We start from the raw sequence: 23594 nt of genomic DNA on the forward strand, positions 1-23594 counted from the left end.
CAAATATGACAAACGAAAATACAAAAGACGCAACCGCATCGGGATCATGTTCGGCCGTCTCGAGGACTGGCGGCGGGTCGCAACCCGCTACGACAGATGCCCGACCGTCTTCTTCTCAGCCATATGCCTCGCCGCAACCGTCATGTTCTAGCTATGAGTCCTGACCCTAAGATCTATCCGCGTATGAAGTTTAGATCCTTGAAAGGCACGCGCTCCTCAAGCTCGGTAGAAAGGCGTTTGGGAAAGTATGCTTTTCATGATCCGCATCCCTACTCCATGCAGCAAGCCAGCCGATGGGAGGCGCCCAACGTAGGATGGGACGACGAGTGTGCCTACGATTGACGCAGTTCTGTCGGTCTAGAGCGGCGGGTTACGTGGCACGTCAGGTCTCGCTGAGACCTTGTTCAGTGGAAGGGCGGCCTTTCAGGACAGACGCATGCCTTGGCACGCTCCCGGCATCAGCAGCTGTCGCGCCCAAGATGGTTTGCCGCCTCACAACTCTCTATCCACGCTCTGAATGCCAACCCTATCCGGGTCGCGAAAGCTCGCAGGCTTGGGAGACTGTTCACCAAAACGCTTACGTCGTAACGCCCTAGCGGGAGAGGGGCAGACGGGTTATATTAGGCGCTTGTTGCGAGTAGGAGCGTCACGCCAGCATGTCCGAACAGATCCGTCCGACCGAGTTGCCAGAGAACCTCGATGACGAAGCCGATTATGGTGCCTCATCCATCTCGGTTCTCAAGGGGCTCGATGCGGTACGCAAACGCCCCGGCATGTATATCGGCGACACGGATGACGGGTCTGGCCTGCATCACATGGTCTTCGAGATCATCGACAATGCAGTAGACGAAGCGCAGGCTGGTCATGCCACACGCTGCGTGCTCACCATGAATGGCGATGGCTCGATCAGTGTGCGCGATAACGGTCGTGGCATTCCGACCGATCTGCACGAGGAAGAAGGCGTCAGCGCCGCAGAGGTCGTTCTGACGAAGCTTCACGCAGGCGGCAAGTTCAACCAGAATTCCTATAAGGTATCAGGCGGTCTGCACGGCGTGGGTGCCGCTGTGGTCAACGCGCTTTCCGAGTGGATGGAAGTGCGCATCTGGCGTAACGGGCTCGAACATTTCATCCGCTTCCAGCATGGCGAGCGCGACGACGCGCTTACCGTGGTCGGTGCCAGTGACGAACCGCGCGGCACGCTTGTGACGTTCAAGCCGAGCAAGCAGACCTTCACCAAGGTCGATTTCGAGTTCGGCATCCTCGAGCGTCGTATGCGCGAGCTGGCCTTCCTGAATTCCGGCCTCGAGATCGTGCTGCGTGACGAGCGCCATGCCGAAAACAAGGAAGTCGTCTTCTGCTATGAAGGCGGCCTGAGCGCCTTCGTCGAATATCTCGATGCGAGCAAGACCTCGATTGTCACGCCACCGATCGTGGGGGCCATTGATCACGCCGAAAGCGGTATCAAGGTCGAGTTCGCGCTCACCTGGAATGACAGCTTCCATGAAACGATGCTGTGCTTCACCAACAATATCCCGCAGCGCGATGGCGGCACGCATCTGGCTGGTTTCCGCCAGGCCCTGACGCGTATTGTCGGTAAATACGCGGAGACAGGATCGTCGAAGAACTCCGCTGCCCTGACCGGCGAGGACATGCGCGAGGGCATGACGGCCGTTCTCTCGGTCAAGGTGCCGGACCCGAAATTTTCGTCGCAGACAAAGGACAAGCTGGTTTCGTCTGAAGTGCAGCCTGTGGTGCATGTGACGGCAGCTGATTCAATCGGCCACTGGTTCGAAACCCACCCGCGTGAGGCCAAGGCCATCATCGCGAAGGTCAACGAAGCCGCAGCCGCCCGTGATGCCGCACGTCGTGCGCGCGAACTGACGCGACGCAAGGGCGTGCTCGATGTTTCCTCGCTGCCGGGCAAGCTGGCAGATTGTCAGGAGCGCGATGCGAGCAAGGCCGAAATCTTCATCGTCGAGGGTGACTCGGCAGGTGGAACGGCCAAGCAGGGGCGCGATCGCCGCTTCCAGGCCATTCTCCCACTCAAGGGCAAGATCCTAAACGTCGAACGCGCGCGTTTCGACCGTATGCTCGGCTCGGCCGAAGTCGGCACACTGATCACCGCGCTCGGCACAGGCATCGGGCGCGGCGATGTGGAGCAGGGCGGTTTTTCGGTCGAGAAACTGCGCTACCACAAGATCGTCATCATGACAGACGCTGACGTCGACGGCTCTCATATCCGGACGCTGCTTCTGACCTTCTTCTTCCGTCAGATGCCCGAACTGATCGAAAAGGGCTATCTCTACATTGCCCAGCCGCCGCTCTATCGTGCGAAGCGTGGCAACGAAGAACGCTATCTGAAAGACGACGCTGCTCTGGAGCAATATCTGCTCGACAAGGCGCTGGCCAATGCCTCGCTGACGTTGTCCGACGGTCAAGTGCTGGCTGGAGACGCGCTGATGGAGCGCGTCAAGGCAATGGGGCAGGTGGCCAAGACGCTCACGGCGTTTGCCTCCAAGATCCCTGTCTGGGTGCTCGAACAGACCTATGTCGCCAAGGCCTTGTCCCTTGGTCATGATCACGCGCAGGAACGGGCCCCTGTTCTGCAGGCTCGCCTCGATGCGGCTTCGCCGGTCAATGAGCGTGGCTGGATGGTCGGTCCTACAGAAGAAGGCGGGCTGCGCCTAGCGCGCACCGTTCGTGGTGTCGGTGAGGTCTACACGCTTGATGCCGCGTTGCTGCGCTCGGCAGAGGCGCGCTGGCTGGCAGGCGAAGGCAGCCGCGTTGCCGATGATTTCGCGGCGACTGTAACGCTCGCTCTCGATAGCCAGTCGACGGAACTTGCAGGCCCGGCAATGGTTTTTGATCGGGTGGTGCAGCAGGGTCGCAAGGGCCTTGCCATCAACCGGTTCAAAGGTCTGGGCGAAATGAACAATGAGCAGCTTTGGGACACGACGCTCGACCCGGCCACACGCATTCTGCTTCAGGTCAAGGTGGGAGATGTTGAAGATGCCGGACAGGTCTTCTCGACGCTCATGGGCGATGTGGTCGAGCCCCGTCGCGACTTCATTGTTGGCAATGCCCAGAAGGTCGCCAATCTTGACGTTTAAGGCAATCGGCACCGCCCTGTTTCTTGGAGGAACGGTGCTGACAGTTGCGTCGGCCCATGCTGCTGATATTGGTGAAGGCAGTGCGGCGGCAACGGCAGAGAGCGCTCGTCAGACGACGGCTGTCTATCGTGTCTATAATCACGGGCTGCATGTGGTTGACGCGACTGCCGATTACAGGCTGACCGATGGGGGCTATGGCATCCGCACGACCATCCATGCGGGCGGCCTGCTCAGTATGTTTCTGCGTATGGATATCCAGAGCACTGCGCAGGGGCATTTCGATCATGACCATGTGCAGCCCACCGGGTATGAAAGCGCAGGCTACTCCCGTGGCAAGCATCGTAACGTGGTGCTGAATTACGCCAATGACACACCGCAGATCGTCGCGCTCGATCCGAAGGAAAGCGATCGCGAGGCCGTGCCGCAGAGCGATCTTTCCCACGCCATGGATACGCTGAGCGCCATGGCCTATCTGCTGGAAAACGTGCGTCACACCGGAAAATGCGACGGTAGCGCGCAGGTTTTCGACGGGCTCAGGCTGAGCGCCATGACATCGCACGGCCCCTTCAAGGCGGCTGTCCCTTCCTCGTTCGGTCAGAAATTCACCGGCGAGGCGCTACGGTGCGACTTTGTGGGACAGCAGGAGGCGGGATTCATCAAGGATTCCTCCCATTTGGATGTCATGAAAGCCCCGCATCCCGGCGCCGCCTGGTTCCAGAACCTGCCTGGCGTGGGTCTCACGGCAGTACGGATCGAGTTCGAGCATCCCAAGCTCGGTCCGATGATCGCCGTTCTCGATCGGCAACCCACGACGCAGCAATAAGCCGTCATTGCGGACACTTCCCTCTGCTATCGCGTTGGACAGCAGAGGGAAACGCTCAGTTGGGGCGTGAAAGATCGTAGATCAGACGCGGCAACTCGGCGACGCACCCGGCTATGGCGGTTGCATGGGCTGACATGGTGCGGTCGCCATAGCCCCAGCTTGCAAAAAGCGACGGCATCGGAACACCCATGGCCGCTCTGATATCGTTCTGATGATCTCCGATCATGATTGCGCGTGTCGGTTCTGCATTGATCATGCGCACCGTCTTGCGAATATGATCGGGGTCCGGTTTGCGCATAGGGAAACTGTCACCTCCACCAATTGCATTGATCAGTGAGGCGATCCCGAGCTGTTCGATGATGGCCTGGGCCGCCTTGACGGGTTTATTGGTGCAGATCACGCAGGAAATACCTCGCTCTTGCAGTGTTGCGAGTGTCTTCTCCGTATCAGGAAAGAGCTGTGTCTTCTGCGTGGCGCGAGGCTCGTAGATATCGAGAAAGCGTCTGGTTGCCTCATCACGGTCGATCCGATTTTCATCGCCGCCATAAGTCAGCAGACGATCCACGAGCGCCCGCGCTCCATCGCCTATCATCGCTCTGACGGCTTCCTCGCTGGGAAGATGCAGATCATAGGATTTCAGCAGCTCCATGCCACTCTCTGCAAGGTCGGGCAGGCTGTCGACAAGCGTCCCATCCAGATCGAAAACAGCGGTTTTGATTTCGGTGCTCAACGGAGTTTTCCTTTGATCGGAGGCGGATGCAATAATCGGCAACCCGAAGTGACAGAACGCGGGTTTGACAGGGCTCGGCTGGGTTGGCTACGCCACTGAACAATATGACATCACTTTCTTTTTCCGACGGCCAGACCGTCCGCCATCACAAACCCACGACTGCCGTGATCCTGGCTGCCGGCCTCGGAACGCGCATGCGCTCATCGCTCCCCAAGGCGCTTCATCCGCTTGGCGGAAGGCCGATGATTACCCACCTGATCGAAACAGCCGGATCGGTCTTTGATCGACTCGTTGTGGTGGTCGGCCCCGATATGCAGGCGCTCGAGAAAGCGGTCACTCCCTGGCCTTGCGTCGTGCAGTCAGAGCGCCTCGGCACGGGCCACGCGGCACGTATGGCGGAAGATCTCTTCGGCGAGGGCGATGTCGCAATCCTCTATGCCGATAACCCGCTGATCACTGCAGACACGATGCGTGCCCTGTTGGCTGCACGTCGCCGGGAGGGCACGTCTCTGGCGCTTCTGGCCATGCGTCCGGCCGACCCGGGCCGCTATGGACGGGTGATCGAGCGTAATGGCTGCGTGCAGGAAATCGTGGAATGGAAGGATGCCACCGAAGCGCAGCGTGAAGTGACCCTGTGTAATGCGGGCGTGCTGTGTGCAGATGCTGCCGACCTGCGGCGCTGGCTTGGCGCCCTGCGCAACGAAAATGCCCAGGGCGAATATTACCTGACCGACGTCGTGGCACAGGCTGCCGCCGAAGCAGATGTGCATCATGTCGAGGCCCCTTCGGAAGAATTGGCAGGCATCAACTCGCGTGCCGAACTCGCCGTGGCGGAGGCAAGCCTGCAAAAGCGCCTGCGTCTGGCGGCGATGGAAGCCGGCGTAACGCTGGTGGCGCCGGAGACCGTATTCTTCAGCGTTGATACGGTCCTTGCGCCCGATGTCGTGGTTGAACCCAACGTGGTTTTCGGTCCCGGAGTAACAGTGCATAGCGGCGCACGGATACGGGCTTTCAGCCATCTGGAGGGCTGTGTTGTCGGCGGCGAGGCCCTGATCGGTCCCTATGCCCGCCTGCGCCCCGGAACAATCTGTGGCAAGGGCACGCATGTCGGCAATTTCGTCGAGCTCAAGGCCACGCAGCTTGGTGATGGGGCCAAGGCCAATCACCTGTCCTATCTGGGCGATAGCAGCATCGGGGCCCGCACCAATGTCGGCGCAGGAACCATCACCTGCAATTATGACGGGTTCTTCAAGCACCGCACCACGATTGGTGAAAATGTCTTCGTGGGTTCCGACGCCATTCTGGTGGCACCCGTGACCATTGGCGATAATGCCCTTATCGCGGCGGGCAGCGTGATTACCGAGGATGTGGAACCCGGCGCCCTTGCCCTGGGTCGATCCAGACAGACGAACAAGCAGGAGCGCGGCCGCATGATCAGTGAGTCGCTGCGCGCAAAGAAGGAACAGGGCTGATGTGCGGAATTTGCGGCGTCGTCGGGCATCGGAATGCCACTCCGCTTATCGTCGAGGCGCTGCGTCGTCTCGAATATCGTGGTTATGATTCAGCTGGTATCGCCAGCCTCGTCGATGGGCAGATCTCCCGTCGCCGTGCGGCTGGCAAGCTGGATAATCTTCAGGCCGTCCTGGATGTGCAGCCCCTTGCCGGCGTGACCGCAATTGGTCACACGCGCTGGGCAACACATGGCCTGCCGAATGAGACCAATGCCCATCCCCATGCAACCGGTCGTGTGGCGATTGTTCACAACGGCATCATCGAGAATTATGAGGAACTCAAGGCCGAGATGCAGGCCGTGGGTCGGCAGTTCACCTCTGACACCGATACCGAGTGCGTTGCACAACTCGTCGATTTCTATCTCGATCAGGGCCTGTCGCCACGAGACGCTGCCAGCAAGACGCTCGGACGCCTGCAAGGGGCTTATGCCATCGCGATGATTTTCGCCGGACATGAGGGGCTTATGATCGGCGCACGGCACGGTGCGCCACTTGCCGTTGGTTTCGGGGAGGGCGAGATGTTCCTCGGTTCTGACAGCCTGGCTCTGGCACCGCTTGCCCGAAAGATCGCCTATCTCGACGACGGTGACTGGTGCGTCCTCCAGCCTGATGGTGTCGAATTTTTTGATTCAGCCAATCTGAGGGTTCAACGTCCAGTCCAGACGATCGCCCTGATGGCAGGGACGGTCGGCAAGGATGGCTATCGCCATTACATGGAGAAGGAGCTTCACGAGCACCCTGTGGTGATCGGGCAGACATTGCAGCGCATCATTGACCCGGTGACACGTGCGATCAACCTGCCGGAGTTCCCGTTTGACCTCGCCGAATTGCCGCGTGCCGTCATCACCGCTTGTGGATCGGCCTTCTATGCCGGTCTCGTCGCGCGGTACTGGCTCGAGGCTGAAGCGCGCCTGCCGGTGGATATCGATGTCGCGTCAGAACTGCGCTACCGCAATCCGCCGCTGACACCCAAAGGCATGGCGCTGATGATCTCGCAATCGGGCGAGACAGCAGACACGCTGGCCGCCATGCGCAGCCTGCGCGAACGCGAGCAGCACATCGTGTCGATCCTCAATGTAGAGGGCAGCACCATGGGGCGCGAAAGCGACGTGGTGCTTGGCATGGTCGCCGGGCCTGAAATCTCGGTTGCCAGCACGAAGGCATTCACGGCACAGCTTTCGGTTCTTGCCGTTCTGACCATTGCCATGGCGCGTGCCCGCAACACGATGTCGGCCAGACGCGAGGGTGAGTTGCTGGCCAATCTGCTCGACCTGCCGTCACGCGCTGCCGAAGTCTTTTCTCGGGCGGGCGCGATCCAGGCCATGGCGGCCTCCGTCGCCGAGGCGCGGGACGTGCTTTATCTCGGGCGCGGTATCTGCTTTCCCGTGGCTCTTGAAGGGGCGCTCAAGCTCAAGGAAATCTCCTACATCCATGCAGAGGCCTATGCGGCTGGCGAGATGAAGCACGGTCCGATTTCGCTCATCGACAAGGATGTGCCGATCGTCGTGATTGCCCCGTCAACCATCCTGTTCGACAAGACGCTGTCGAACATCCAGGAGGCCAAGGCCCGTGGTGGGCGAATCATGGCCTTCACCGATGAGAAGGGCGCCCAGCGCCTGAGCGGTATCGCCGAACACATGGTCATTCTGCCGGACGTCGATCCTTTCGTGGCGCCCATCCTCTACACGATTCCCGTGCAGATGCTCGCTTATGAAGTGGCCCTGCGTCGGGGGACGGATGTTGACCAGCCGCGCAACCTCGCCAAATCGGTGACTGTGGAGTAACCTGCGGGCGAAACAGCGCAAGGACGACTGACATGGCGGGATCGGGACCGACGATACTCATCCAGGGTGCTGGAGTGGCCGGGCTCGTGACTGCCGTGACCCTTGCCGAACGCGGCGCGCAGGTGACGCTCCATGAATCTGGGCCGCGTATCGGCAGCGGCGCGTCGTGGTTTGCCGGTGGCATGCTCGCACCATGGTGCGAGGCCGAAGCGGCCCCGGAAGAGGTGACCCGTGACTCGCTCAACTCGCTCGCATGGTGGGCCAGTCATGTGCCGGATGTCATCCGTAACGGCAGCCTCGTGGTTGCCCCCCCGCGCGATCAGGTCGAGCTCAACCGTTTTGGAAGACGTACCAGCCATTTCGAGACGCTGGGTTCAGACGCGATCGCCGAACTTGAACCTGATCTGGCAGGCCGCTTCGACCGTGCGCTGTTCTTTGCTGAGGAAGGTCATGTCGACCCGCGTATTGCCCTGGGCCGTCTCAAGGAGCGCCTGCTGATCTTGGGGGGGCATATCAGGCTCGACACCTCGGTTGTCGACGGCCAGTTCGACTGGGTGGTCGATTGCACTGGCATACAGGCGCGGGAGAGCGAGCCCGATTTGCGCGGTGTACGCGGCGAGATGATCCTTGTTCGATGCCCTGACGTTGTGCTTCATCGCCCCGTTCGAATGCTGCATCCGCGCATCCCGATCTATATCGTGCCGCGCGAGCATGGCGTATTCATGGTGGGTGCCACCATGGTCGAGAGCGATGACGGGCGGGAAATCACGGTCCGGGCCATGAGCGAGTTGCTGAACGCACTCTACACCTTGCATCCTGCCTTTGCCGAGGCCGAGATCATAGAAGCCAATGCAGGGATCAGGCCGTCCTACCCCGACAACGTGCCTCGTGTGCATCGCGACGGACATCGCCTCTCGGTCAATGGCATGTATCGCCACGGTTTTCTGCTGTCCCCCGCAAGAGCGGCAGAAGTGGCTGACATCATCTTTACGCAAGCCGCCTGATCTACAGGGCCACGGTGGCGTTTCATAGCGGGCGTGGAAACCCGGTCTGTCAGAGCCGGGCGTTTCGCGCAGTCAGGAATGGGAGAGAACTGCCATGCAGATCATGGTGAATGACGAGACGAAGCTCATCGCGAGCCGCTTCCTCTCCGAAGCGCTGATCGAGCTCGGCTATGGCGAGACGAAAGTGGCAACAGCCGTCGACGGTGTGTTTGTACCCCGCTCGGCGCGTGGAGCCAAGGCATTAGAGGAAGGGGCGAGGCTTGAGATTCTCGCGCCGATGCAGGGGGGCTGACCCATGCACGCCTATGGTATCGATCTCTCTTCGCCTCTGATGCTGGGCACTGCCCTTTATGACAGCCCGGCCATCCTGGCGGATTCAGTGCGGCGTGGTCGCCCCGGTGCGGTGACAGTCTCGCTGAGGCGCGAATCTGCAGGCCTCCAGGCGGGGCAGGCCTTCTGGGAGCTCGTACGCGGCTTTGACGTGCCGGTACTGCCCAATACCGCTGGCTGTCATACGGTGCGCGAGGCCGTTACAACCGCGCAGATGGCACGCGAAGTGTTCGAAACCGACTGGATCAAGCTGGAAGTCATCGGGCAGGGCGATCTGCTGCAGCCGGACGTCTTTGCTCTCGTCGAGGCCGCACGCATCCTGAACGAAGAGGGGTTCAAGGTCTTTCCCTATATGACGGAGGACCTCGTGGTGGCAGAGCGTCTGCTGCGCGCCGGGTGCGAGGTGCTCATGCCGTGGGGAGCCCCGATAGGGTCGGGCAGGGGGCTGAACAACCTGTTCGGGCTGCGCGCCCTGCGTGCCCATTTTCCGGAGGTGCCCATGGTGATCGATGCCGGTATCGGGCGCCCTTCGCATGCCGTCACCGCCTTCGAGCTGGGCTTTGACGCCATCCTGATCAACACGGCCGTGGCAAAAGCAGGTGACCCGGCGGCCATGGCAGAGGCTTTTCGTCTCGCCTGTGATGTCGGGCAACTGGCGAAGACCGCAGACCCGATGGACGAGCGCGACATGGCTGTTCCCTCGACGCCCACTCTAGGCAAGGCAAGTTTCGCATCATGAGTTCACGGCTTCCATCCCCGATCTATCCCGTCGTCGATCACCCACGTTGGATAGAGCGTCTGGGCTCTGCAGGGGCCCGCTTCATTCAGCTTCGTCTAAAGGACCTGTCCCCTGAGGTCCTGCGGGCGCAGGTGATCGAGGGACAGGAGGCAGCCGCGCGTCACAATGTGCGCCTCGTTCTCAACGATTACTGGCAGCTCGCCCTCGAGCTGGGCATCGATTATATCCATATCGGTCAGGAAGACCTCGATACGGCTGACCTCGATCAGATCCGGGCTGCACGCATCGCATTCGGCATTTCGACCCATTCCCATGGAGAGCTTGAGCGGGCGCTGTCTGTACAGCCGGATTACGTGGCACTTGGCCCGATCTGGGAGACGAAGCTCAAGAAGATGATCTGGGAACCTCAGGGTGTCGAGAAACTGACGGAATGGCGCCGCATCATAGGGCCGGAAATGCCGCTGGTTGCGATTGGCGGCATTACGAAGGAGCGTGCACCGTCCTGCCTCGCGGCAGGGGCTGACAGCGTCGCTGCCGTTTCCGATTTTATCGCATCCCCCAACCCAGAGCATCAGGTCGAGGCCTGGCTGAAAGCATGTTTGGGCTGAAAATCAGTAATATTTCCATCAAATAGGGGAGTTGCCCTCGCGGAGTCGTGACGATTCGCGTATAGAATTTTCATCTTGCAAAAAAGAGGGGAGAACACGCGCGCATGATGGTGACGGGACTGGCTGCCATTATTCTGGCGCTGGCGCTTTTGATGGTACTCATCAGTGCAGTGCAGCCTTTGGCCCGTCGGCTTGAGGTATCGGAGACCGTTCTCCTCGCTCTTGCCGGTATCGGCATCGGTGCGGCGGCCGACCTTCTGCTGCGCTCTTCCCTGACCGAAATCTTTGACGGCGCTGCTGAGACGCTCCTCTATTTCCCGATCAACAGCGAAGCCTTTCTGCTGATCTTTCTTCCTATTCTGGTTTTTCAGGGCGCGCTGGCAATCGATGTGCGTCGTCTGGCGCATGAGACGGCAACCGTGCTTTTGCTGGCCGTGGTGGCCGTGCTCGTCTCGACCCTTACCATAGGCGGGGCGCTTTATCCGTTCGCCGGTCAGTCCATGGTGGTCTGTCTGCTTCTCGGCTCGATTGTCGCTACGACCGACCCGTCAGCAGTTGCTGGTATCTTTCGCGAGATTGGTGCGGCGTCACGTCTGACACGGCTCGTCGAAGGCGAGGCCTTGCTCAATGATGCTGCGGCGATCGCCATTTTCTCCATCCTTCTGGCTTCCGTCACCTCGCACCGCCATATCGAGCTTGGCGAAACCATCATCGACTTTCTGGCCTCCTTCGGCGGGGCGATCGTTGTTGGCGTGGCAATTGGGCGGTTGACCCTGCTTATGATTGCAGGGCTGGGCGGGTCAGTGGCAGCCGAAATCACGCTGACGCTCGCTTTGCCCTACATCGTCTATATCATCTGCGACGAGTTCCTCGGCTTCTCAGGCGTGGTCGCTACTGCCGCCTCGGGGCTGACACTTTCTGTTTATGGTCCCTCAACGTTCAGGCCGCAGGTCTGGCGCTTTCTCAACGAACTCTGGGTGCAGCTCGTCTTCTGGGCGGGGTCGCTCGTGTTCGTCCTGGCCTCGATGCTTGTGCCGCGCCTCCTGATCGGCATGACGCGTTGGGATTGTGTGCTGATCCTTATCGCGACCGTCGCAGGTCTCCTGGCCCGCGGTGCCGTGGTGTTCGGTCTGCTGCCGATCCTGGCGGCGGCCAAATTGTCACCCCCGGTGCCGGCGCCTTTCAAGACGACCATGGTTTGGGGCGGGCTTCGTGGTGCCATTACCCTCGCTCTGGCGCTCGCCGTGACAGAGAACCAGCGCGTATCGACCTCAACGGCGCATTTTATCGGCATCATCGCAACCGGATTCGTGCTGATCACATTGCTCGTCAATGGCACGACGCTCCGCTACCTCGTGGTGTTTCTCAAGCTTGACCAGCTTCCCACCATCGATCAGGCCATGCGCCATCAGGTGCTGAGCAGTGGCCTGGCCCAGGTGGCGGAACGCACGCATACGCTCGCCGATGAACTCGGCTTCGGCTCCGGAACACAGCAGACCATCATCGGGCAAATCGAAAGACGGGCGCAGGAGGAGAGCGAGGCCAACACCTTCGATACGGCGCTCGGCGACAGGCAGCGCGTGACGCTTGCCCTGATTACCATCGCCAACCGCGAGCGATCGCTCCTGCTCGATCTGTTCCGTATTCGCGGTCTGTCACGCCGCGTCATGGAAACGCTGCTACGATCCTCTGAAGCTATGGTCGACGGAGCAAGGCTAGAAGGGCGTTACGGCTATGTGCGCGCGCTGCGTCGGCGGCTGCGCCCGACACTGCGTTTCCGCGTGGCGCAGATGCTGCATCGTCGGTTCCATATCGACAAGCCGCTCATGTATTGCATGTCGGAACGCTTCGAGATGCTTGTTATCGCCCATCTCGTCTCGCTATCGCTCATGCGCTTCATGCATGAGCGTCTCGAGCCGACACTGGGCAACCGTATCGGTGAGATCGTCTCTGAAGTTCTGGGGCGTCAACGTCGCATGCTCGATGATGCCCTCGAAATGCTACGCCTGCATTATCAGGGTTATTCAGAGGCGCTCGAGAGCCGCATTCTGCATCAGATCGCCTTGCGGCTTGAGGAAGAGGAATACGACGAGCTTCTCTCCGATAACCTTGTCAGTGAAGAGCTGCATCGCGAATTGCTCAAGGATGTCGAGAAGCGTCAGGAGCGCCTCGAGAAGCCACTGCGTTTCAATATCAAGAGCGGTATCGAGCAGCGCCTGCGGTCTTTTCCTGCCTTTCGTGGCGTGCCCGATGGGGTCCTGCACGATCTGGCGATGAATATATCCCTGCGCTTTGCATCACCGGGTGAGGTGCTTCTCCGACGCAACGGCAAGATCAGGATGGTCTATGCCGTAGTGGCCGGTCTGGCTGAGGTGCATATCGCCGAGCAGGACGTGCAATTCGGGGCAGGGGATCTGATAGGGGCCGCGTCGCTTATCAATCAGACCTATTCACGGGGCACGGTGCGGACGATGCAGTTCTGTCATCTTCTCGCCATACCGTCGAATTTGTTCATGCGTCTGGTCGAGGAATATCCGATCGTGCGCCGCACCATCGACGAGCGGGCCGAAGCGCGTCTGGTGGAGGGGCATAAACTCTCTCTGGTACTTGGAGGGAACAAGGAGCCCTTCATACCAGCGCGCGAACTCATCAGGTCAGGTGAGAACGACGTAAAGTCCGAGTGAGGGGCCCCGTTGTGATCAGGACCACTGGACCAGTTGCGTTGATCCAGCGGTCTTTCGTTCGCTTAAATCTCTCCCGCGCATATCTGCGAAGATCGGTCTGACGGTTTCATTTTCCTGGAACGAAAGAAAGATCGTCGTCCAGAAGTGACGGTTTGCCTGGCTTGACTGTGGCTGTACTCATTCGACTGACGCAGTCTCAACGCAGGCAACAACAAAAGCGTCGTTTCCTGGCTCTGCATGGGAAACGCGCCCAATGGAGCGGCGAGATGCGCAGAGGGGACCAGCATCCAAGGCACGATAGGCGTCAGTGATTTGATCTGAGAGGCCACAACGACGACTGTCGGAATTGTCTGGTTCATGGACGACAGCGCATCTTCATGATTCTGACTGGAAAACCGGCCGGACCATCCCCTTCAACACCCAATCTACAAGTTCGATAAGATATATTATGCCAACTGATATATCCGGATCAGGGATTGCGCCAAGGCAATCCCGTCATCGCGATCTGCTTCTGCCGTCGCGGTCAAGCCAGCGCGTAGCTGCCAAGCTCAGCGCCAGTCTGGCTGTCGACTTCCTTGAGGATCACGCCATAGCCCCAGAGCGCACCGAGATGCTCAAGCGTCAGTCTTGCATCCGTAGGTTGTAAAAGCTTGCCTGGCCGCGTGCGATGCTCGAGGCGCAGAATACGATCACCGGTCAGATCGGCCCCGACAATCTCTATCTCTTCAGCGAGCAGACCCGGATCATACGACGCCGCTACAGAGCGCCGGATTTCACGATAACCTGCATCATCGTGAATGGCGTCAACCAGCAGATAAGGCTGTGACAGATCGTCCTCGAGACGGAACAGACGAAAATCGCGTATGACCTTGGGCGACAGAAATTGCTGCACGAAGCTCTCGTCGCGATATTCGGCCCAGGCGTGATGCAATGTGCCGATCGGGTCACGATTGCCTGCATGGTCGGGAAACCACAGGCGGTCCTCTGCGGTAGGATCGGTGCAGACCCGCGCAATATCGGTCATCATGGCAAAGCCTAGCGCATAGGGATTGAAACTCGGCCCTCCCCCTTCATCAAAGCCTCGCTGCGTGATGACATTGCTCGTCGAGTGGATGACCTCCAGTATGGCTGAATCATCAATCAGCTTCTTGTCATGCAGGCGATGCATGATGAAATTATGCACCCAGGTGGCGCAGCCCTCATTCATCAGCTTGGCCTGAGGCTGAGGGTAGAAATACTGCGCGATCAGTCGAACGATACGAATAATCTCACGCTCCCAGTTTGCCAGTCTGGGTGCATTCTTTTCGAGAAAATAAAGGATATTTTCTTCTGGAAGGCCGAGCGTCGCCTGTGGATCACCTGACTCTGTCTTGCCGTTTGCCGGTTTCTGACCTTCCGGTAGTGTTCGCCACAGATCGTTGAACTGCTCATCTTCATAAGCCCGCCTTTCGCGGGCGCGCTCCTGCTCCTGACGCAGATCGAGCCGTTTGCTGCCCGTATGGCGATCTACCCCCTGATTCTGCAGGGCATGAGCGGCATCAAGAATGCGTTCAACGGCCTTAACGCCGTAACGCTCTTCACAACGTGCCACATAACCGCGAGCGAATTCGAGATAGTCCAGAATCTGCGTTGAGTCTGTCCATTCGCGAAACAGACGGTTGTTTTTGAAGAAATGATTATGCCCGAACGCCGCATGCGCAATGACGAGCGCCTGCATGGTAGCCGAGTTTTCTTCCATCAGATAGCTGATGCAGGGGCTCGAGTTGATGACCACCTCGTAGGCCAGCCCCATCAGGCCACGCTTATACGCGTTCTCATGCGAGACGAAACGCTTCCCTGCCGACCAGTGTGGATAGCTGATTGGCATGCCGTGCGACGTATAGACATCGAGCATCTGTTCCGAGGTAATGATCTCGATGCGATTGGGATAGGTGTCGAGCCTGAGTTCCTCGCTCGCTATGCGATCGATCTCGCCATAGCAGTCACGCAGGATCGGGAAACTCCAGTCTGTGCCTGAATAAAGCATGGTCACTCCCCTGCCCGCTCGGTCGCGCGTCTGGCAAAAAGATCTCTGAAGACCGGAAAAATATCGCGTCGGTCCTGCACCTGACGCATGGCAAGCTGTGGCGCGCTGTCGGCGATTATCTTGTAGCCCCGCCACAGATCGGTTTCGCTCCGAAGCAACGCGCCGCCCAGACTGACCTCGACATAGGCAAAATACTGCACGACAGGAAGTATGGATTCCGTCATGAGGTGTTTTACCTTGCTCATATCGGACGAAATATTGTCGCCATCCGATATTTGAGCAGCGTAGATATTCCATTTTTCAGCGGGAAAGCGCTCCCGCTGGACGTCATGCATGAGATCGAGCGCAGTCGATACAACGGTGCCGCCCGTGCGTGGATCGGTAAAGAACACATCCTCATCGACTTCTTCCGCCGTCTCGGCATGACGAATGAAGACGATTTCCAGCTTTTCATACCGCTTTTCGAGAAAGACATGCAGAAGCATGAAAAACTGCTTACCCAGCTCTTTCATCTTCTCGGTCATGGAGCCTGAAACATCCATGATGCAGAAAATCACGGCCTGGGTGGTTGGCTTGGGCACCGGGGTAAAGCGGCGATATCGCAGATCGACCGGATCGACCCACGGGATCCGTGCCAGCCTCTGGCGCAGCAACGTTCTCTCGTCTCTCAATTCCTGAAGGCGCAGAAACTGAGTGTCCGAGAGCGGGCGTTGCTCTTCCAGTGCATCAATTTCGGCTTCTACCGCGATCAGTTCCTGAGGTTTGGGGCGCTTGAGCCCGATGCGCCGTCCCATAGAGCGACGCATGGTACGCCCCAAATCGATCTGCGAAGGAGAGCCATCACTCGTGAGCCCCGTGCGACTGGTCGCAAGCGACGTTGTTGAAGCGACTTCGCGCTTGATCAGATCGGGCAGTTCGAGATCGTCAAAAAAGAGGTCAAGAAACTCCTCGCGTGAGAGAACAAAGCGATAGGAATCTTCGCCACCGCCCTGATCACCCGCGCCACTTCCCTCACCTGCCCCTTCTCCCTCGCCACCCGGCGGGCGGCGCAGACGGTCACCCTTGACGAACTCCTTGTTGCCGGGCAGCACGAAATGGCGCGTTCCTGCGTTAAAATGCCTGTGAAAACTGGGCTCATGCAGCACGTCTGCCGGAATGGATACCGCGCTGTCCTGGCCGATTTCGCGGATACGCCCCTGCGCTGCGGCGTCACGCACCGCGGTCTGGATGGCCTGGCGCGCCCGTGTCAGGACGCGCTGCCGGTTTTCGGTGTTCTTGCCATGCGGGTTCGGGCGCCTGTCTATGATTTCCATGAAACGCTCCGTTATCGAGGTCAGGCAGACTGCTTGACGCGCATGTACCATTCGACCAGACGCCTCACCTGACGCTCGGTATAGCCACGCGCTGCCATACGGCTGACGAATTCGTCATGCTTGCGCTCGCTCGTGCTGTCTTTCTTGGAGCCAAAACTTATGACGGGCAGCAGATCCTCGACCTGGCTGAACATGCGTTTCTCGATGACGTCGCGGATCTTCTCATAGCTCGTCCATGAAGGGTTTCGCCCGCCATTCGACGCGCGGGACCGCAGCGAGAATTTGACGACCTCGTTACGGAAATCCTTCGGGTTGGCAATGCCCGCGGCTTTCTCGGTCTTGCTCAATTCGGCATTGAGCAGGTCGCGATTCATCAACTGACCTGTATCGGGATCCTTGAAATCCTGGTCCTCGATCCACGCATCCGCATAATCAAGATAACGATCAAAAAGATTCTGACCGTAATCATTATAGCTTTCCAGATAGGCTTTCTGGATTTCATTGCCCAGGAACTCGGCATAGCGCCGCGCCAGATCCGATTTGAGTGATGCCAGATAAGCGGCCTCGATCTCTGCAGGGAACTGCTCCCGACGCACAGCCTGTTCGAGCACGTACATCAGATGCACAGGGTCAGCTGAAATCTCGGATGGATCATGGTTGAACGTGGCAGAGAGCACCTTGTAGGCAAAGCGCGTCGAAATGCCCTCCATCCCTTCATCGACGCCCGCGCTGTCCTTGTATTCCTGCATCGCCCGCGCCTTGGGGTCGGTCTCGCGAATGTTTTCGCCGTCATACACACGCATCTTGGCAAACTGCGTCGAGTTGGTGTGCGCCTTCAGGCGCGAGAGAACAGCAAATTGCGCCAGCATTTCGAGCGTATGCGGTGCGCAGGGGGCGTCACCGAGCGCGGAAGACTGGATCAGTTTTTCATAGATCTTGGACTCTTCGGTTACGCGCAGGCAGTACGGCACCTTGATGACGCACACGCGGTCGAGAAACGCCTCATTGGTGCGATTATTGCGGAATGACTGCCATTCGGCCTCGTTCGAATGCGCCAGAATGACGCCGGTAAAGGGAATGGCCCCGATGTTTTCTGTGCCGACATAATTCCCCTCCTGCGTGGCTGTCAGGAGAGGATGCAGCATCTTGATCGGCGCCTTGAACATCTCGACAAATTCGAGCAGCCCCTGATTGGCCCGGTTCAGGCCGCCGGAGAAGCTATAGGCATCGGGATCGTTCTGGCTGAAATTCTCGAGCTGGCGGATATCGACTTTGCCAACCAGCGCTGACACGTCCTGATTATTGTCGTCACCTGGCTCTGTCTTGGCAATCGCGACCTGCCGCAGTTTGGACGGGTTAAGCCGCACAACCGTGAATCGCGAGATATCGCCGTCAAAATCCTCAAGCCGTTTGAGCGCCCAGGGGCTTGCTATGCCGGTCAGAACACGACGGGGAATATTATATTGCTCGAGCAGGGACGCACCGAAGCGCTCCGGGTCGAACAGGCCAAGCGGACTTTCGAAAACGGGGCTGATTTCTTTCCCCGCCTTGAGCACATAAATCGGCTCGCGTTCCATCAAGGTCTTGAGACGTTCGCCGAGCGAGGACTTCCCCCCGCCGACAGGGCCGAGCAGATAGAGAATCTGTTTGCGCTCTTCCAGCCCCTGAGCAGCATGACGGAAGAAGCCGACGATCTGCTCGACGGCATCTTCCATACCGTAGAAATCAGCAAAGGCTGGATAGGTACGCACAGTGCGATTCATGAAGATGCGGCTGAGGCGCGGATCGCGCGAGGAGTCCAGCATGACAGGCTCGCCAATGGCCTTGAGCATGCGCTCGGCAGCACTCGCATAGCTGCCGGGGTCTTCGCGGCAGAGAGACAGATAGGAAGCCAGCGACATCTCTGTTTCCCGACGTTCCTCACGGAAGGAAGAAGCCAGCGTAAAGACGTCCGAGAATGAACTCATGACTCGTATGCTCCGATGGAAGCCTGCCACTGGGCCGGGGGGCGAAACGGTCACACCCACCGAGAGACATGCAGGCGATAAGTCGGGAAGTCAGGCTATGGGAGACGACAATGGGTGCGGAGCCGCAGGATGCTCCAACATTCACTTGTACTGAACCGGTAATACCGGAATTTGAGGGATTTCATGCTTCTGAAAAAAAGGACCGGACTGACCCGATAAGCTGACGCTATCGCGATGTCGAACCGCGCTTCAACAAAAAACTGGTTAACCGAAGAAATATTTAGAGGCTCAGAACCATGCCATCATAGCCAGGCTCGATCCCCTCAGGCAGCCTGCTGCACAACGTCTGATAGTCCAGGCCGGGCCCCATATGGGTAAGGATCGTTCGTTCCGGCTTGAGACGGGCGCACCACTCGACCACCAGATCGACCCAGGCATGGGCAACATGCGGCTCGTATTGAAAGCAGCCAACAATCCAGGTCCTGATGCCTGCAAGGGCATTCAGCGACTCCTCGCTCAGATATTCCACATCGGTGGAATAGGCGAAGTCGCCGCAGCGAATGCCCGCTGTCGGGATGCGGTAATGCCTCTGCTCGAAAAGCTGGATGTCCAGATCGCAGATATCCAGCCGGTCTGTCAGAGAAATAAGATGCGGGTCCGGCACTGGTCGAAAGAAGCCCGTTCCGTTCCAGGGCCGGAAAGCATAGCTGTAGCGGGCCTCAAGCTCCTGCATCACCGTCTCGGTGGCGTAAAGCGGCAATGGCGCATCAAGCATTCGGTTGATGGCGCGCAATTCATCAAGCCCGGCGACGTGATCGGCATGCTCATGGGTGTAAAGCACCGAATGAACGATACCGATCTTCGCGCGCAGCAACTGGGCGCGAAGATCCGGCCCTGAATCGACCAGAAGCCGCTTGCCGCTGTCAGCCTCTATCACGATGGATGAGCGGGTGCGCTGGTTGCGCGGTTCGGCCGGGTCGCAGGCACCCCAGATCCCTGCCCCATCCGCGCCACCTACCATAGGCACCCCACCAGACCCACCGCAGCCGAGGATCGTGACCTTCATGCGGCGCGCCTGAACAGCGTGTAGAAATTGGCTGTGGTGAGGTCGGTCAGCGCCTCGATTTCCAGGTCCCGCTCCTGCGCCAGACGGGCTGCGGTGTAGGCAACATAGCCGGGTGTATTCGGCTTGCCGCGCTTCGGTACTGGCGCAAGAAACGGGCTGTCCGTCTCGACCAGAAGACGGTCCTGAGGCATGGCGCGCGCGACTTCCCGGATGGTCTCGCATTTGGGAAAGGTCAGCAGTCCCGAGAAGCTGATATACCCGCCCAATTCGATGGCTGCCTGCGCCAGATCCATGCCAGAGGCAAAGCAATGCAGCAGGAAGGGAAACGCGCCCTTTCCATGCTCATCGCGCAGGATGGCCGCAACATCGTCATCAGCTTCCCGCGCATGGATGACGAGAGGCAGTCCGGTCTTGCGTGCCGCCGCGATATGCACGCGAAAGCTTTCTGCCTGCGCCGCACGTACCGGCAGCGCGCCGTGCAGATAGTCGAGACCTGATTCCCCGATGCCGATAACGCCTTCAGGCTCCGCCAGCCGCTCGATTGTCGCGACATCCGGCAGGGTCTCTTCATCGACATGATCGGGGTGTGTGCCGATAGCGCACCAGACACGGAGATCAGGCGTATCGAATCGCGTCAGGTCGATCTGGGTCTGTGCCCGTGACAGCCGCGTGCCGATAGTGGTCATGCCCGATAGCCCGTGCTCTTTTGCCAGAGCAAGGGCGGCAGGCACGTCATCGAGACGGTCGAGATGGCAATGGGTGTCGATCAGACCCGTCATGCGGTGCTCCCTCACGCAGCGCTCTCAGGCTCTACATAACGCGGGAACAGGCCTTGAGGCGCCGGCAGGGCAATACCGGCTTTGAGGCTCTCGGCGAGGTCGGCGAAATCGCGCTTGTCCTGGGCGACGCCGAGCTGTGTCAGCAGCTTGTCCATTGTGCCTGGCATGTAAGGCTGGAGCAGTATTGCGATGTGGCGCAGGGCTTCGTGCAGAACGCGCAGCACCGTTGCCATGCGCACCAGATCGGTCTTCTTCAACGCCCAAGGGGCCTGACGGTCGATATAGGAGTTGCAGGCGCGAATGAGCTTCCACACCTCCTCCAGAGCATCCGTCAGGGCGAAACGGGCCAGCTGGCCGCGCATCAGGTCAGGCAGGAGCGAGGCACTGGCAAGCAGAGCCGTATCGTCTTCGCTGAGTTCGGCAAAGGCAGGAAGGCTGGCATCGCAATTGCGCGCAATGAGGCTGAGCGTACGCTGCGCCAGATTGCCAAGATCATTGGCAAGCTCGACGTTCAGGCGGTTGATCAGCGACCGTCTGCTCAGGTCGGAATCTCCGCCAAACGGGACTTCACGCAGCAGGAAGAAGCGCACCGGGTCCAGCCCGAAGCTCTGCACCAGATCGCGAGGGTCGATCACATTACCGACCGACTTGCTCATTTTCTCGCCTTCGATCGTCCACCATCCATTGGCATAGACCGATTGCGGCAGGTCGATTTCGGCCGCCATCAGAAAAGCGGGCCAGAAAACGGCGTGAAAGCGTATGATGTCCTTGCCGACGATATGGGCCGAGGCGGGCCAGTATTTCATGCGCTCGGTGTTTTCATCGGGGTAACCCAGCGCCGAGAGATAATTGGTCAGCGCGTCGAACCACACATACATCACATGACCCGGATCATTCGGGACAGGGATACCCCATTTGAAGCTTGTGCGGCTGATGGAGAGATCCTTCAGCCCTTGTCTGACAAAGCTGACGATCTCGTTGCGACGACCGGACGGGCCAAGAAACTCGGGATGCTGCTCGTAAAGCGCCAGAAGGCGGTCTTCAAACGCCGACAGACGGAAGAAATAGGAAGGCTCACGTACCCATTCCACCGGTGCGCCGGTTGGCGCAGTCTTGCGGCCATCAGCGTGAGTGGTCAGTTCGTCTTCGGAGTAGAAGCATTCGTCCCGAAGCGCATACCAGCCCTCATAGGCGTCGAGATAGATATGGCCATTGGCCGCGACTTTTTCCCACAGCGCCTGGGCTGCCTGCTTGTGGCGCGGCTCGGTCGTGCGGATGAAATCGTCGTAGGAGATCTCCATGGCATCGGCCATGCTGCGAAAATCGGCTGCGATACCATCCGTGAAGCTCTGCGTGTCGACGCCCGCACTCTGTGCGGCCTGCTCGACTTTCTGGCCGTGTTCGTCCGTACCAGTCAGAAAGAACACGTCCTTGCCATCCAGACGGTTGAAGCGCGCCAGAACATCGGCGGCGACAGAGGTATAGGCATGGCCGATATGCGGTGCGCCATTCACGTAATAGATGGGTGTGGTGACATAATACCGTGAAGTCATGAGGCACTCGCTATGGCGGCTGCCTGTCTGACAGCCTGATTCTTGTCCAGATTGAACCGCTCGGTCTCGCGCTGAAGCGCCTGAAGAGACGAAAAAGCCTCCGCCGCCTTGCTGGCCTCGATCAGCTTTCCCTGCCCGGCCAGATCTCTGGCCCGGTTCGCAAGGCCTTCTCCTAGCAAAGAACAGAGCACGGCAAAACCATCATCGTGACGCAACAGGCTTGCCAGAGCGTCAGGGTCGGCATTCTCCCCGGTTTCCAGCAACGCATCAGCCAGATGGCGTGCCGTTCTGTCCGTTCCCTGGTCGGTTGCCAGCACTCGCCCCGGTGCGCCCTGTGCCTGACTGGCAAGCGTGTCGAGTTCGGCGCCATTCCTGCCATGATGCCTGAGCACCTGCCTCGTTTGCTCCAGAGGAAGCGTATCAAGCGCCAGAAGGCGGCAGCGGCTTCTGATTGTGGGCAGCAATGCCGAGGGGGTCGGGCAGGTCAGAAAAAAGACGGTCTGGTTGGGGGGCTCTTCCAGAAGTTTCAGCAGGGCATTCGCGGCGTTGCGATTGAGCGTTTCGGCAGCATCGACAATCACCACACGCCAGGCGCCATCTGCCGCCGTATGGTGGAGGAAATCCTGCACAGGGCGCACATCGTCTATGACGATCTCCTGACGCATGCGCTTGCGTTTTTCATCCATGCGCCGCGTGATCAGCAACAGATTGGGATGGGTACCAGCGCTGATCTGGCGCCCTGCACGACTTTGAAGATCGACACCGTGCATAAGAAGCCGCGCACAGGCAAAGGCGAAACGCGTCTTGCCGATACCTGCCTCTCCATGGATCATCCAGCCATGATGTAGCCTGCCTGATTCAAGAGCCTTTCTGAACAGGGCAAGCTCATGATCATGACCAAAGAGCGGAAGGGCGGCAGGATGATCCGATGCCGTCATGACGGCAGATAGGGTGTAACGATCGAAAGGATATCGGCGGCAACATCGTCAGGTGCGCGACGCGCATCGATGCGTTTGACCCGTTGCGGCGCCTCACGCGCCACCTTGTCGAACCCCTCGGCGATACGCTCGTGAAAGGCCGTTTCTTCCTGCTCGTAGCGGTCGAGCCTGCCTCCACGTGCCGCCACACGAGCGGCGCCGAGTGCGGGCGGCACGTCCAGCATCAGTGTCAGATCCGGCTCGCAATCGAGCAACCCGCGAAGCGACCGAATGAAGTCGAGGCTCGCGGCATCGCCACGGGCCAGACCATAGCCCTGATAGACGAGCGTCGAGTCATGGAACCGGTCGCAGATAACGATCTCGCCCCGCGCAAGCGCCGGCAGGATAAGGCTGTCGAGATGGTCAGCGCGCGCCGCCATATGCGCGAGAGCCTGTGCCCGTTGCGAGAGCGGCGCTTCGCTGAACAGGATCAGCTCGCGAAGCGCCTCGGCGCCAGGCGACCCGCCTGGCTCTCGGGTGAGATGCACCTTGTGGCCCATCCCGACGAGAGTCGCATGAAGCAGGCGGGTCTGGGTCGATTTCCCGGCCCCTTCACCGCCCTCGAAGGTAATGAATAACCCGCTCACGCC

General features: G+C 59.3%; 18 protein-coding genes and 1 pseudogene. 10 read left to right on the top strand and 9 right to left on the bottom strand.

Features of this window, described 5'->3' with window-relative positions; genetic code table 11:
* The 3 genes and pseudogenes from AA105894_RS11540 to AA105894_RS11550 form a co-directional block, all read left to right on the top strand.
* Nucleotides 1-151 (top strand): annotated as a pseudogene (locus AA105894_RS11540) (IS5/IS1182 family transposase); the annotation flags it as partial.
* A gap of 505 nt (nucleotides 152-656) precedes the next feature.
* The gene (gene gyrB, locus AA105894_RS11545) at nucleotides 657-3110 is read left to right on the top strand and encodes a DNA topoisomerase (ATP-hydrolyzing) subunit B (RefSeq protein ID WP_267311853.1); all 2454 of its coding nucleotides are present in this window, start codon (nucleotides 657-659) and stop codon (nucleotides 3108-3110) included.
* Nucleotides 3100-3933 carry a DUF3108 domain-containing protein gene (locus tag AA105894_RS11550; RefSeq protein WP_267311854.1) on the top strand — a complete coding sequence of 278 codons (834 nt, stop codon included), beginning with the start codon at nucleotides 3100-3102 and terminating at the stop codon, nucleotides 3931-3933. Before gyrB ends, AA105894_RS11550 begins: the two co-directional genes overlap by 11 nt.
* Before the next feature lie 55 nt (nucleotides 3934-3988).
* On the opposite strand, the gene AA105894_RS11555 is transcribed toward AA105894_RS11550, so the two are convergent.
* The gene (locus AA105894_RS11555; protein ID WP_267311855.1) at nucleotides 3989-4663 is read right to left on the bottom strand and encodes an HAD family hydrolase; all 675 of its coding nucleotides are present in this window, start codon (nucleotides 4661-4663) and stop codon (nucleotides 3989-3991) included.
* A 104-nt stretch (nucleotides 4664-4767) separates the two neighbouring features.
* Here AA105894_RS11555 and glmU point away from each other — a divergent pair, with 104 nt between their 5' ends.
* From glmU to AA105894_RS11590, 7 genes are all read left to right on the top strand, one after another.
* Complete coding sequence (gene glmU, locus AA105894_RS11560; RefSeq protein ID WP_267311856.1) at nucleotides 4768-6135, top strand: bifunctional UDP-N-acetylglucosamine diphosphorylase/glucosamine-1-phosphate N-acetyltransferase GlmU; 1368 nt, start codon at nucleotides 4768-4770, stop codon at nucleotides 6133-6135.
* Complete coding sequence (glmS, locus tag AA105894_RS11565; protein ID WP_267311857.1) at nucleotides 6135-7958, top strand: glutamine--fructose-6-phosphate transaminase (isomerizing); 1824 nt, start codon at nucleotides 6135-6137, stop codon at nucleotides 7956-7958. The genes glmU and glmS overlap by 1 nt, the downstream gene beginning before the upstream one ends.
* A gap of 32 nt (nucleotides 7959-7990) precedes the next feature.
* Nucleotides 7991-8962 (top strand): glycine oxidase ThiO, encoded by a 972-nt coding sequence (thiO, locus tag AA105894_RS11570; protein WP_267311858.1) that lies wholly within the window; start codon nucleotides 7991-7993, stop codon nucleotides 8960-8962.
* Between the two features lie 94 nt (nucleotides 8963-9056).
* Entirely contained in the window at nucleotides 9057-9254 is a 198-nt protein-coding gene (gene thiS, locus AA105894_RS11575) for a sulfur carrier protein ThiS (RefSeq protein WP_188426531.1), read from the top strand.
* Between the two features lie 3 nt (nucleotides 9255-9257).
* Nucleotides 9258-10031, top strand: a complete 774-nt coding sequence (locus AA105894_RS11580; RefSeq protein WP_267311859.1) for a thiazole synthase — start codon at nucleotides 9258-9260, stop codon at nucleotides 10029-10031.
* Complete coding sequence (thiE, locus tag AA105894_RS11585; protein WP_267311860.1) at nucleotides 10028-10639, top strand: thiamine phosphate synthase; 612 nt, start codon at nucleotides 10028-10030, stop codon at nucleotides 10637-10639. The genes AA105894_RS11580 and thiE overlap by 4 nt, the downstream gene beginning before the upstream one ends.
* Nucleotides 10640-10743: 104 nt before the next feature.
* Entirely contained in the window at nucleotides 10744-13323 is a 2580-nt protein-coding gene (locus AA105894_RS11590) for a cation:proton antiporter (protein WP_304500472.1), read from the top strand.
* A 523-nt stretch (nucleotides 13324-13846) separates the two neighbouring features.
* Here AA105894_RS11590 and AA105894_RS11595 read toward each other — a convergent pair.
* The 8 genes from AA105894_RS11595 to tmk all read right to left on the bottom strand — a co-directional run bounded on the left by AA105894_RS11595 (nucleotide 13847) and on the right by tmk (nucleotide 23591).
* On the bottom strand, nucleotides 13847-15349 hold the full coding sequence (locus AA105894_RS11595; RefSeq protein WP_267311861.1) for a SpoVR family protein: 1503 nt from the start codon (nucleotides 15347-15349) through the stop codon (nucleotides 13847-13849).
* Nucleotides 15350-15351: 2 nt separating this feature from the next.
* Nucleotides 15352-16662: a YeaH/YhbH family protein gene (locus AA105894_RS11600; RefSeq protein WP_267311862.1), complete on the bottom strand. Its 1311-nt coding sequence runs from the start codon at nucleotides 16660-16662 to the stop codon at nucleotides 15352-15354.
* Nucleotides 16663-16682: 20 nt separating this feature from the next.
* Complete coding sequence (locus tag AA105894_RS11605; RefSeq protein ID WP_267311863.1) at nucleotides 16683-18629, bottom strand: PrkA family serine protein kinase; 1947 nt, start codon at nucleotides 18627-18629, stop codon at nucleotides 16683-16685.
* A 280-nt stretch (nucleotides 18630-18909) separates the two neighbouring features.
* Entirely contained in the window at nucleotides 18910-19695 is a 786-nt protein-coding gene (locus tag AA105894_RS11610) for an MBL fold metallo-hydrolase (protein ID WP_267311864.1), read from the bottom strand.
* Nucleotides 19692-20474 (bottom strand): TatD family hydrolase, encoded by a 783-nt coding sequence (locus tag AA105894_RS11615; protein WP_267311865.1) that lies wholly within the window; start codon nucleotides 20472-20474, stop codon nucleotides 19692-19694. Before AA105894_RS11615 ends, AA105894_RS11610 begins: the two co-directional genes overlap by 4 nt.
* An 11-nt stretch (nucleotides 20475-20485) precedes the next feature.
* Complete coding sequence (gene metG / locus AA105894_RS11620; RefSeq protein WP_267311866.1) at nucleotides 20486-22027, bottom strand: methionine--tRNA ligase; 1542 nt, start codon at nucleotides 22025-22027, stop codon at nucleotides 20486-20488.
* Complete coding sequence (locus AA105894_RS11625; protein WP_267311867.1) at nucleotides 22024-22965, bottom strand: AAA family ATPase; 942 nt, start codon at nucleotides 22963-22965, stop codon at nucleotides 22024-22026. Before AA105894_RS11625 ends, metG begins: the two co-directional genes overlap by 4 nt.
* On the bottom strand, nucleotides 22962-23591 hold the full coding sequence (tmk, locus tag AA105894_RS11630; RefSeq protein ID WP_267311868.1) for a dTMP kinase: 630 nt from the start codon (nucleotides 23589-23591) through the stop codon (nucleotides 22962-22964). The genes AA105894_RS11625 and tmk overlap by 4 nt, the downstream gene beginning before the upstream one ends.
* Nucleotides 23592-23594: the final 3 nt, after the last annotated feature.

The organism is Asaia spathodeae NBRC 105894 (assembly GCF_025994195.1).
Lineage (GTDB): Bacteria > Pseudomonadota > Alphaproteobacteria > Acetobacterales > Acetobacteraceae > Asaia > Asaia siamensis.

Bases quoted from the DNA above. Each gene is read 5' to 3' on its own strand.
- AA105894_RS11605 (WP_267311863.1), bottom strand. From the start codon at position 18,629: ATGAGTTCATTCTCGGACGTCTTTACGCTGGCTTCTTCCTTCCGTGAG.
- AA105894_RS11590 (WP_304500472.1), top strand. From the start codon at position 10,744: ATGATGGTGACGGGACTGGCTGCCATTATTCTGGCGCTGGCGCTTTTG.
- glmS (WP_267311857.1), top strand. From the start codon at position 6,135: ATGTGCGGAATTTGCGGCGTCGTCGGGCATCGGAATGCCACTCCGCTT.
- gyrB (WP_267311853.1), top strand. From the start codon at position 657: ATGTCCGAACAGATCCGTCCGACCGAGTTGCCAGAGAACCTCGATGAC.
- metG (WP_267311866.1), bottom strand. From the start codon at position 22,027: ATGACTTCACGGTATTATGTCACCACACCCATCTATTACGTGAATGGC.
- AA105894_RS11615 (WP_267311865.1), bottom strand. From the start codon at position 20,474: ATGACGGGTCTGATCGACACCCATTGCCATCTCGACCGTCTCGATGAC.
- thiS (WP_188426531.1), top strand. From the start codon at position 9,057: ATGCAGATCATGGTGAATGACGAGACGAAGCTCATCGCGAGCCGCTTC.
- AA105894_RS11595 (WP_267311861.1), bottom strand. From the start codon at position 15,349: ATGCTTTATTCAGGCACAGACTGGAGTTTCCCGATCCTGCGTGACTGC.
- glmU (WP_267311856.1), top strand. From the start codon at position 4,768: ATGACATCACTTTCTTTTTCCGACGGCCAGACCGTCCGCCATCACAAA.
- AA105894_RS11610 (WP_267311864.1), bottom strand. From the start codon at position 19,695: ATGAAGGTCACGATCCTCGGCTGCGGTGGGTCTGGTGGGGTGCCTATG.
- thiE (WP_267311860.1), top strand. From the start codon at position 10,028: ATGAGTTCACGGCTTCCATCCCCGATCTATCCCGTCGTCGATCACCCA.
- AA105894_RS11580 (WP_267311859.1), top strand. From the start codon at position 9,258: ATGCACGCCTATGGTATCGATCTCTCTTCGCCTCTGATGCTGGGCACT.
- thiO (WP_267311858.1), top strand. From the start codon at position 7,991: ATGGCGGGATCGGGACCGACGATACTCATCCAGGGTGCTGGAGTGGCC.
- AA105894_RS11600 (WP_267311862.1), bottom strand. From the start codon at position 16,662: ATGGAAATCATAGACAGGCGCCCGAACCCGCATGGCAAGAACACCGAA.
- AA105894_RS11625 (WP_267311867.1), bottom strand. From the start codon at position 22,965: ATGACGGCATCGGATCATCCTGCCGCCCTTCCGCTCTTTGGTCATGAT.